This is a genomic window from Acidimicrobiia bacterium, from assembly GCA_036271555.1.
Taxonomy (GTDB): domain Bacteria; phylum Actinomycetota; class Acidimicrobiia; order IMCC26256; family PALSA-610; genus DATBAK01.
Genome location: DATBAK010000085.1, coordinates 122,286 through 132,278, shown reverse-complemented (window position 1 = coordinate 132,278; position 9,993 = coordinate 122,286). Strand labels below are relative to the sequence as shown.

The following is a 9,993-nucleotide window of genomic DNA, read 5'->3' as shown; positions in this document are numbered from 1 at the left end:
GTCGCGGGCCGCGCCGCGTTCTCGATCACCGATTACATCGCGCGCGTGCAGTTCGACGGGCAGGAAGGTTGGGGCATCTTCGAGCACGCGACCCTCGGCCCCCACGCGCCCTCCGGCTTCGTCGACTACACCGACGGCGCGCCGTAATTTCTGGTCGGGCTCGCAAGCTTCGCCCTCCCCGACGCGGGATGGGATCGAATCGGGTCGCCCTGCTCGCTCCGCTCGCGGGCTGTGGCGCCTTACCTCCGTCTCAATCGGCTATCGCGCCGTTCACGAGCGTGCGGAGCTGGCCGCGGAAGTTGAACGTGCCCGACGGGATCAGCTGGGTCATGAAGATCACGATCGTCGACTCGAGCGGGTCGACCCAGAACGCGGTCGACGCGAGCCCGCCCCACATGAACTCGCCCGTCGACGTGAGGTTCTGCGTCGCGACCGGTCCGAGGCCGACCGCGACCGTGAGTCCGAACCCGGTCCCGTCGAAGCCGACCTCGCCGTAGCCACCGGGTAGCGCGAACTCGCGCAGCTGCCCGCCGTCGCCCAGGTGGTTCGACGTCATGAGCTCGATCGTCTTGCGACTCAGGATGCGCGCGCCGTCGAGCTCGCCGCCGTTCAGCAGCATCCGGCAGAAGCGGAGATAGTCGGCGGCGGTGCCGACGAGTCCGCCGCCGCCCGACAACAGCGCGGGCGGCGTTCGGTACCGACTCCGTTCGGGGTCGTCGACGAGCACGAGCTGTTTCTGCGCGTTGCGCGCGTAGCAGGCCGAGAACCGATCGAGCTTGTCGTCGGGCACGACGAAGCCGGTGTCGGGCATGCCGAGCGGCTCGAAGATCGTGGCGCGCAGGTACTCGTCGAACGGCTGACCGGAGAGCACCTCGACGAGGCGCGCGCAGATGTCGGTCGACCACGAGTAGAGCCAGTGCGTTCCCGGGTGGAAGCGCAGCGGTTCGCCGGCGAGCAGCACGCTCAGCTCCGCGAGCGTGATCTCGGTCGGCTTGCCGCCGCCGGTCGTGAGCGCGTCGAAGTCGAGTCGCGCGCCGCGCGGCCCGTAGCCGATCCCCGACATGTGCATGAGCACGTCGCGCACGCTCATCGGGCGCGCGGGCGGCACGAGGCGGACGTTGCCGTCGGCGTCGCGCTCGCGCACCTGCACGTCCGCCCATTCGGGAAGGAACTGCGACACGGGATCGCTCAGCTGGAACGTCGCGCGCTCGAGCAACGACAGGAGCGCGACCCCGGTGATCGGCTTCGTCATCGAATAGAGCCGCCAGATCGTGTCGTCGGCGACGGGCTTGCCGCGCTCGCGATCCATCTCGCCGAGCGTCGACGAGTACGCGAGGTGGCCCCGCCGGAACACCACGGTGTGACACCCTGCGATCTTCCCGGAATCGAGGTAGCGCGACCGCAGATGCGCCTCGATCCGGTCGAGGCGCGTGGGATCGAAGCCCGCGGCCTTCGGGTCGGGTCCGCTCACGACGCACCGAACCCGGGGCCGTCGATGCGATCGATCGTGACGAGCTCGTCGACGCGCGCCCGGCGCAGGCGGCGCGCCGCGTGCACCGGATGACCGAGCGCGATCACCGCCGCGAGCGCGAGCTCGGGACCGGCGTGCAACAGCGTCTTGACCTCCGACTCGCGACGAATGTTCATCGTCGTCATCACTCCCCCGAGCCCTTCCTCACGCGCCGCGAGCAACACGCTCCACGCGAACGGGTACACCGACGCGCCGCCCGTGAACTGGTAGCGGTCGGAGTCGCGGTCCATCGCGGCGAGCGCGCGCAGATCCGCGAACAGCACGAGCAGCACCGGCACGGTGTCGAGATGCTCGGCGAAGCCACCCGGGCCGTCGGCCGCCGCGGCCGCGAGCGCCGACGCGTTCGCGAGCGCGGCGGTCTCGGCGTCCCGATCGGTGACCGGCGCGAACGGCGTGAGCTGCGCGCTTGCGCTTGCGATCGCGAGGTACTCGTACCAACCGGGCAGGTACAGGTCGCGCACCGCGCGGCGGGTCTCCGGATCGCGCACCACGACCACGCGCCAACCCTGACGGTTGCCGCCGCTCGGCGCGAAGCGCGCCGCGTCGAGGATGCGCGCGAGTGATTCGTCCGAGACCGGCTCGTCGGTGAACTCCCGGACCGCGCCGGTCGAGCGCAGGGCATCGAGCAGCTCCATGACGCGACCCTACGCGTGGCTTCCAACCTCCGGGTACGGTCGCCGGCCATGGACACCGACGCGCTGTTCTCCGTCTCCGGCAAGACCGCGCTCGTCACCGGCGGCTCGCGCGGAATCGGACTCATGATCGCCGAGGGCCTGCTCTCGAGCGGCGCCCGCGTCTACATCTCGGCGCGCAAGGCGGCCGCGTGCGACGAGGCCGCGCAGCACCTCTCGCAGTTCGGCGAGTGCGTGTCGATCCCCGCCGACCTGTCGACGAAGGAAGGTTCGGACGCGCTCGGCGCCGAGATCGCGCGTCGCGAGCCGAAGCTCGACATCCTCGTCAACAACGCCGGCGCGACGTGGGGCGCGCCGCTGCTCGAGTTCCCCGACGACGCGTGGGACAAGATCCTCGCGACGAACGTGAAGGCGGTCTTCCATCTCACGACCGCGCTCGTGCCCCAGCTGCGCGCGGCCGCGAGCGCCGACGATCCTGCACGCGTCGTCAACGTCGGATCGGTCGACGGCATCCGCGTGCCGTCGCTGGAGAACTACTCGTACTCCGCGAGCAAGGCCGCGGTGCACATGCTCACGCGTCACCTCGCCGATCGCCTCGCGCGCGAGCACATCACCGTGAACGCGATCGCGCCGGGTCCGTTCCGCTCGAAGATGATGGCGTTCGTCCTCGACTCCGACGGCGGTGAGGAGATGGTCGCGTCGACGGTGCCACTGCGCCGCATCGGCCGGCCCGAGGACGCGGCCGGCGCGGCGCTCTTCCTCACGTCGCGCGCAGGCTCGTACCTCACCGGCGCGGTCATCCCCGTCGACGGCGGCATCTCGACGCACGGCTGACGCCCGCAACTCAGCCCAGTGCCTGCTCGCTGGTCGTGACCCACCGGCAACCGTCGAACGCGGTGATCGCGATCGACCGCACGACGAACCGGCCCGTCAGATCGAGTGCTCTCACCTCGGACCACGCCACAACTCCGAGACCGCTCGTCCGTGGGTGCACGAGCGTCACGTGCGGGGGAACGTCCGCTCGACCACCATCGTCGGCGATCCCGTCTCGAAGCCTCGCCAACCCTCCCTCGACATCGCGCACGGCGACGAAGATGCCGAGCGCGGGATCGCCGTCGTTCACCACCGCGCCGAGCTCGAGCACGAACGGCGCATGCCGTGGCGCGACCTCGGCGACGCGAGCGGTGAGGTCGTCGACGTCGCCGCCTCCACTCGGGTACGCCACGCTCACGTGCGCCGCGATCTGCGCCGCCATCACCGGGTCCCATCGACGGCGTACGGCTTCGACATCGGCCCGGACCGGATCGAGGAACGCGGTCGCGTGCGGGAGCCGCAACCCGCCGTCACCGCGCGGCGCGAACGCGCTCGCAACAATTCGCCGAACGAGCTGCTGGGCGGCGCCGCGGTTCTCGTCGAGCCGGTCGAGCTCGTCGCTCGCGACCCACATGTGGTCGACGTGCTCGGCCGGCGCGAGACGCGGTCGATCGAGGTCGCCGTCGACGGTGACGACGAAGTCGAACTCGCGCCTCGGGCGGCCCGGCTCCTCGGGCAACTCCCATTCGCACACGTGAACGAGCGCCGGTTCACCGGTCACGACCCAGCCCGTCTCCTCGGCGACCTCGCGCCGCAGCGCGGCCTCGATCGACTCGCCCGGTTCGACGTGGCCGCCGACGATGTCCCACAAGTCCGGAAGTCGCGCGCTCGGAGAACGGCGGGGCACGAACACGCGCCCTTCGGAGTCGAACACCACGGCGCCGGCCGTGCAGAGCCGGCCCGCCGACTGCGCTTCCCGTTGCAAGCGCGCGAGATCGGGTGTCGAGCCCGTCATGCCGGCAGCGTAGGGCGGCGCCCGGTGCAACCCGTCGCGCGGACGGTTACGGGGCTGAATACGTGATGCGGTGGATCGCGCCGGCGTCGATGTCGACGTAGAAGAGATCGCCCGACACGGGATCGGTCTCGATGTCGACGGGCGCGGGCTGCTGCGCGTCGTCGACGAACGTGCGCACCGTCGCGCGACTCGGCAATCCGTTCTTGCCCGCGTGTTCGACCCAGATACAGCTGCGCGAGTGATCGCCGAAGAACAGCGCGCCGCGGTAGCTCGCGGGATAGTTCGACTTCGGCGACGTGAACGCGATGCCACTGATCACCGAGCCCGCGTTGTTCCGGCAGTGGTCGTGTGTCCCGAGCTTCGAACCGTGGCTGTACGCGTCGTACGGCGCGATCGCGGGCGCGGACTGGTCGGCGTACAGCGACTGGCACAGGTCGAGCCCGGAGAACGGGGTGTTCTCGGGCACGCCCTCGTAGCAGGGCCAACCGAAGTTCGGCGTCGGCTTCGTGGTCACCGAGGCGTCGCGATCGATCTCTTCCCAGGTGTTCCAGCCGACGTCGGCGACCCAGAGCTCCTTCGTCTTCGGCCGGAACGTGAAGCGGAACGGATTGCGGAACCCGTAGGCGATGATGCGCGACGCGTTGCTGCTCGGATCCGACGCGTCGTACATCGGGTTGCTCGGAACCCCCGCGCCGGTGAGCGGCTTCACGCGCAGCACCGTGCCGTTCAGCAGCACGGGCTCACCTTCCGGCCGGCGCGCGCTCTGCGCCCGGAGCGACCCGCCCTCCGCCGTCGGCGCCGAGTCGGCGACGCCGACACCGCCCGGCGGGTCGCCACACGGGTTCACCGGTGTGGGCGTGTCGACGAGCGAGCCGCCGAACTCGCCGATGTCGATCTGATCGATGAAGTTCGCACCGTCGCCGCCGCTCACGTAGAGGTCGCCGTCGGGACCGAACGCGAGATGGCCGATGGAGTGGCTCGAGAACTGCTGGCACCACTGCCCCGTGATCAACGGCTTGATCGCGCCCGCATGTCCCTGCGCGTTCACGGCGATGCGCGCGAGCTCACCGGTGACGACGCAGCCGTCGACGTCGGGTGCCGGCGGCCGCGGGCAACGATCGCCCCACGTCGGCGCGGTACCGCCCGGCGGCGCATCGAGCGTGAACAGCGCGTACACGGCGTTGTGCGCGGGCGAGCCGAGCTTCGGATCGACCGCGAGCCCGAGCAGCCCGCGGTCGGAGATGTCGTCGGTGAGCGTGCTCAGGTCCGCGAACTGCGTGGGGTGTTGCGCATGCACGCTCGCGAAGACGTCGATGATGCCGCTCTTCAGCGCGACGAAGACCCGCCCGTCGGGCGCGAACGCGATCGCGGTCGGTTGATCGAGGTTGGAGAACGCGACGTCGTCCTGGAAGCCTGCGGGCAAGGACGACGACCGCGGCGACGCGCCCGACGGCGCCGACACCGTGAGCAGCGCGCCGACCAGGCCGACCAGTACGACCATCGACGCGAGGGCAAGCTTCATCCGTGAAGCCCCACGAATCATGGGCGGCACGGTAAACCGCTTCGGTCGAGAAGCGCACGTTCGGACGCGACGAGGCCCCGCCACCGGGGCGGGGCCTCGTGAGCTCGCGTTGGCTCGGAACTAGCCGATCGTCGCCTGCGTGCCGGGGAGAAGGGTGATCGCGCCGGCCGGCGTGACGCAGACCTTCGCCACCGTCTTGGCGCCCTTCGCCACCGAACCGGTCGTGTCCTTCGTGACCTTGCCGCTCGCGTCGTACTCGGTGTCGCCGACCTTGCACTTCGTGCCCGGGCCCTGCTTCACCTTGAGCTTCACGGTCGTGGTCTTGTTGTTCTTCCACGTGATCGTGCCGCCGCTGGCGAGCGCGGTCGCGGGAAGCGGCTTCGAAGCCTTACCGGTGTTGCCGGTGCACTTCTTCAGCGTGACGTTGCCGGTGATGTTGCCGGTCATCGACTTGCAGGCGATGCCGCTCGCGGCCGCGCCCGACGGAACTGCGAACGCAACGACGCCCGCGCCGGCGAGCGCGCCGCTCGCGAGAATGCGGGAGAAACGAGACTTGAACAATGGGATCTCCTCCGTCTGGGCGGGACCAACCGCCCGTAGGGCCGTCTCCGAAACGGCAGGAGTCCGAAACTCCGTCCCCCCGTCGGAACCGCACGACCGCTGTGCCATCAGTCATCAGTGCTGCTGCTCGTGATCCGGAACCCCCACATGCCTCCGGATCGCCGGGTGGTCTTCCCGGACACGCGCGTCAGTAAACCCGACGCTTTACGAGTCTCAGTGGCGCGCCCGGCGCGAGTGCACCGCGCCGACGAGGCCGACGGCGACACCGAACGCGGCGCCACCGAGCCCGCGGACGACCTGGCTGCGCCGCATGCGATGACGGTTCGCGATCCCGCCGACGAGGTCGGCCGCGTCGGCGCCGGCCGAGGCGAGGAACCAGCCCGCGGCCGAGTCGCGGCCCGCGAGTCCGCTCCCCGCGAGGAGCCCGCCGATCAGCGCGTCGCGGTATCCCATGGATCGCAGCAGGAGGCTCGCGGTCGGGCCCGAGTCCTCGGCATCGCCCCAGAGCCGGTTCGCCGCCTCGGGAGCGACCAGGAACGACACGCCGGATGCGAGCCGGATCGTCCCCGCCGCCACGGCCCATCCGTCGACCCGTGCGCGCCGCATTCCCGCCTCCGTTCGACACCCTGCCCGCTCGACGGCAACCATACGGGTCCTTCGCCCGTGCGGGCGGTGACCGACGCGACACGCAGACGACGGAGGCGGCACGATGGCAACCGCGACGAAGAACGGTGCAGGGACGTTGGAGTCCCTCCTCGGCGACGACGCCGCGCCGCTCCTCCAGCATCAGTGCAAGACGATCGCCAAGGATCAGCTCCACCTGCCGGGTCCCGACTTCGTCGACCGCGTGTGGGCCCACAGCGACCGGCCGACGCGCGTGCTGCGCAGCCTCGAGTCGCTGTACGCGAACGGCCGGCTCGCGAACACCGGTTACGTCTCGATCCTCCCGGTCGACCAGGGCATCGAGCACACGGCCGGCGCGTCGTTCGCGCCGAACCCGCTCTACTTCGATCCCGAGAACATCGTCGAGCTCGCGGTCGAAGGTGGTTGCAACGCGGTCGCGTCGACGTTCGGCGTGCTCGGCGCGGTCGCGCGCCGCTGGGCGCACAAGATCCCGTTCATCGTGAAGATCAACCACAACGAGCTGCTCACGTACCCGAACCGGTTCGACCAGGTGCTGTTCGGCACGGTGAAGCAGGCGGCCGACCTCGGCGCGGTCGCGGTCGGCGCGACGATCTACTTCGGTTCCGCCGAGTCGGCACGTCAGCTGCAGGAGATCGCGGTCGCGTTCCAGCACGCGCACGAGCTCGGCCTGGCGACGGTGCTGTGGTGCTACCTGCGCAACGACGCGTTCAAGAAGGACGGTGTCGACTACCACGCGGCCGCCGATGTCACCGGTCAGGCGAACCACCTCGGCGTCACGATCGAGGCCGACATCATCAAGCAGAAGCTTCCGACCAACAACGGCGGCTTCACCGCGATCGACTTCGCCAAGACGTCGAAGATCGTCTACGACACGCTCACGACCGACAACCCGATCGACCTCTGCCGCTACCAGGTCGCGAGCTGCTACATGGGCCGCTCGGGGCTCATCAACTCGGGCGGCGAGTCGAAGGGCGCGAGCGACCTCGCCGAGGCCGTACGCACCGCGGTGATCAACAAGCGCGCCGGCGGCACGGGCCTGATCTCGGGCCGCAAGGCGTTCCAGCGGCCGATGGCCGAGGGCGTGCAGCTGCTCAACGCGATCCAGGACGTCTACCTCGACGAGTCGGTCACGATCGCCTGACCGGGTTCCCGTGGTACTGCGTTGTCGGCATATAGCCGAACAACGCAGTACCACTGACGCGTGGAGACGTCAGACGAGGCTCTGGGCCCAGGCGTGGTGGAGGGCCGCGTAGCGGCCGGTGCCGCCGATGAGATCGCGCGGCGCGCCGTCTTCGACGATGCGACCGTCGTCGACGACGACCACCCGGTCCGCGATCTCCACCGTCGTCAAGCGGTGGGCGATGATGATCGCGGTGCGATCCGCGAGGAGCGTCTGCAGCGCGCGCTGCACGAGTCGCTCCGACGGCACGTCGAGTGACGACGTCGCCTCGTCGAGGATGAGCACCGCCGGATCGGCGAGGAACGCACGTGCGAACGCGACGAGCTGGCGCTGCCCGGCCGACAGGCGCGCGCCCTTCTGGTGCACGTCGGTGTCGTAACCGTCGGGCAACCCGGCGATGAATTCGTGCGCGCCGATCGCGTGCGCCGCGGTCTCGATGTCGGCGAGTGACGCGCCCGGCTGCCCGAAGCGGATGTTGTCGGCGACCGAGCCGGAGAAGAGAAAGTTCTCCTGCGTCACCGACACGACCGCGCGCCGCAGGTCGTCCTCGGTGAGATCACGCAGGTCGACGCCGTCGAGCGTGATTTCGCCCTCGGTCGGATCCCAGAAGCGCGCCGCGAGGCGGGCGATCGTCGTCTTGCCCGCGCCGGTCGCGCCGACGAGCGCGACGGTCTGCCCCGCCGGGATCATGAGGTCGAGGCGGTGCAGCACCGTGCGCTCGCGGTAGGCAAAGCGCACGGCGGTGAAGTCGATCTCGCCCCGCGCGTGCGGGAGCGGCGTCGGCTGCAGCGGCTCGGGCACGCTCGTCGGCTCCTCGAGGACGCCCGAGAGCTTCTCGAGCGCGGCCGCCGCGGCCTGGAAGAGGTTGTAGAACTGGCTCAACTCCTCCATCGGAGCGAAGAACCGGCGCAGGTAGAGGAGGAACGCGGCGAGCACGCCGACGGTCATGTTGTGACCGAGCACGAGGTAGCTGCCGTAGCCGAGCACGAGCGCGGTCATGACGCGACCGACGAACTGCACGCCGGGTCCGTAGACCGCGCCGAGTTGTTGCGACCAGAAGTTGGCGCCGCGGTAACGGTCGTCGAGGTGCTCGAAGATCTCCTGGTTGCGCGGCTCGCGCCGGAAGGCGTGCACCGCCTGGATGCCGCCGAGGCTCTCGACGAAGTGCACGATCACGAGCGCGACCGCTTCGCGCGTCGCGCGGTACGCGCGCTCGGCGCGGCCGCGGAACCAGCGTGTGATCACGAACAGGACCGGGAAGGCGCTGAGCGTCAGCAGCGCGAGGCGCCAGTCGAGCAGGAGCAGCGCGATGCCGATCCCGATCATGAGCAGCAACGAGGTGATGAGGTTGATGAGGCCGTCGCCGAGCAGGTCTCCGATCGCCTCGACGTCGGAGGTCTGGCGCGAGATCACGCGCCCCGACGTGTAGCGCTCGTGGAAGGCGACACTCAGCTTCTCGAAGTGCACGAACAGCCGGCGGCGGATGTCGAGCACGATGTCCTGGCCGACGCGCCCGAGCAGCAGCAGGAACGCGTTGTACGTGACCGCCGCGATCACGGTCGCGATCGTGACCCCGGCGACGACGCCGACGAGCGGGCGGATCGTGCCGCTGCCGCCCTTCACCAGCGGGGGGATGCCGTCGTCGATGCCGATCTGGATGAGCCACGGCACCGCGAGCTGCGCGGCCGTGCTGATCGCGATGAGGATCGACGCGATGACGACCGCGCGGCGGTGCGGGCGCAGGAGGTCGCCGAGCAGCGCGCGGCTGCGCGACCGCAGCAGCCCCGCGAGGCCGCCTTCGACCTCCTCCTCTTCCTCGGCCTTGACGCCGCGCCACGCGTCGACGATCGCGTCGCCCGTGATGTCGAGCACCGCGTCGGGATCGAGCTCGTGGACTTCGTCGGGCTCTACCGCACTCACTCGCTCGCTCCTTCGCCGGCTCCCCAAGAGCGGCGAGCGCCCGCGAGGCGGGTATCCCGCCGAGCAGCGAGCGCGACCATCCAGCACCGGGTCGCCGACTCGCACGCTCGCTGGCGAGCCTCGACGCTCGCTCCACTCACGCCTTCGGCCGCGTGGGAACGAGGCACTCCTGGC

General features: G+C 70.1%; 9 protein-coding genes. 2 read left to right on the top strand and 7 right to left on the bottom strand.

All coding sequences use genetic code 11. From position 1 onward, the window contains the following. Positions 1 to 250 precede the first annotated feature (250 nt). Positions 251 to 1,471: a serine hydrolase gene (locus tag VH914_19995; protein HEX4493496.1), complete on the bottom strand. Its 1,221-nt coding sequence runs from the start codon at positions 1,469 to 1,471 to the stop codon at positions 251 to 253. Next, a complete protein-coding gene (locus VH914_19990; protein ID HEX4493495.1) occupies positions 1,468 to 2,166 on the bottom strand; it encodes a nitroreductase family protein in 699 nt (232 codons plus the stop codon). Before VH914_19990 ends, VH914_19995 begins: the two co-directional genes overlap by 4 nt. Before the next feature lie 48 nt (positions 2,167 to 2,214). On the opposite strand from VH914_19990, the gene VH914_19985 reads away from it, so the two are divergent. Continuing rightward, a complete protein-coding gene (locus tag VH914_19985; GenBank protein ID HEX4493494.1) occupies positions 2,215 to 2,997 on the top strand; it encodes an SDR family oxidoreductase in 783 nt (260 codons plus the stop codon). A gap of 10 nt (positions 2,998 to 3,007) precedes the next feature. On the opposite strand, the gene VH914_19980 is transcribed toward VH914_19985, so the two are convergent. The 4 genes from VH914_19980 to VH914_19965 form a co-directional block, all read right to left on the bottom strand. After that, positions 3,008 to 3,991, bottom strand: a complete 984-nt coding sequence (locus VH914_19980) for an NUDIX domain-containing protein (protein HEX4493493.1) — start codon at positions 3,989 to 3,991, stop codon at positions 3,008 to 3,010. Between the two features lie 46 nt (positions 3,992 to 4,037). Continuing rightward, a complete protein-coding gene (locus VH914_19975; GenBank protein ID HEX4493492.1) occupies positions 4,038 to 5,513 on the bottom strand; it encodes a PQQ-dependent sugar dehydrogenase in 1,476 nt (491 codons plus the stop codon). A gap of 120 nt (positions 5,514 to 5,633) precedes the next feature. Next, positions 5,634 to 6,074 carry a hypothetical protein gene (locus VH914_19970; GenBank protein HEX4493491.1) on the bottom strand — a complete coding sequence of 147 codons (441 nt, stop codon included), beginning with the start codon at positions 6,072 to 6,074 and terminating at the stop codon, positions 5,634 to 5,636. Between the two features lie 213 nt (positions 6,075 to 6,287). After that, the gene (locus VH914_19965) at positions 6,288 to 6,680 is read right to left on the bottom strand and encodes a DUF4267 domain-containing protein (GenBank protein HEX4493490.1); all 393 of its coding nucleotides are present in this window, start codon (positions 6,678 to 6,680) and stop codon (positions 6,288 to 6,290) included. A gap of 103 nt (positions 6,681 to 6,783) precedes the next feature. Between VH914_19965 and VH914_19960 the strand changes: the two genes are divergently transcribed. Further along, positions 6,784 to 7,860, top strand: a complete 1,077-nt coding sequence (locus VH914_19960) for a class I fructose-bisphosphate aldolase (GenBank protein HEX4493489.1) — start codon at positions 6,784 to 6,786, stop codon at positions 7,858 to 7,860. Positions 7,861 to 7,929: 69 nt separating this feature from the next. On the opposite strand, the gene VH914_19955 is transcribed toward VH914_19960, so the two are convergent. Further along, positions 7,930 to 9,819 (bottom strand): ABC transporter ATP-binding protein, encoded by a 1,890-nt coding sequence (locus VH914_19955; GenBank protein ID HEX4493488.1) that lies wholly within the window; start codon positions 9,817 to 9,819, stop codon positions 7,930 to 7,932. Positions 9,820 to 9,993: the final 174 nt, after the last annotated feature.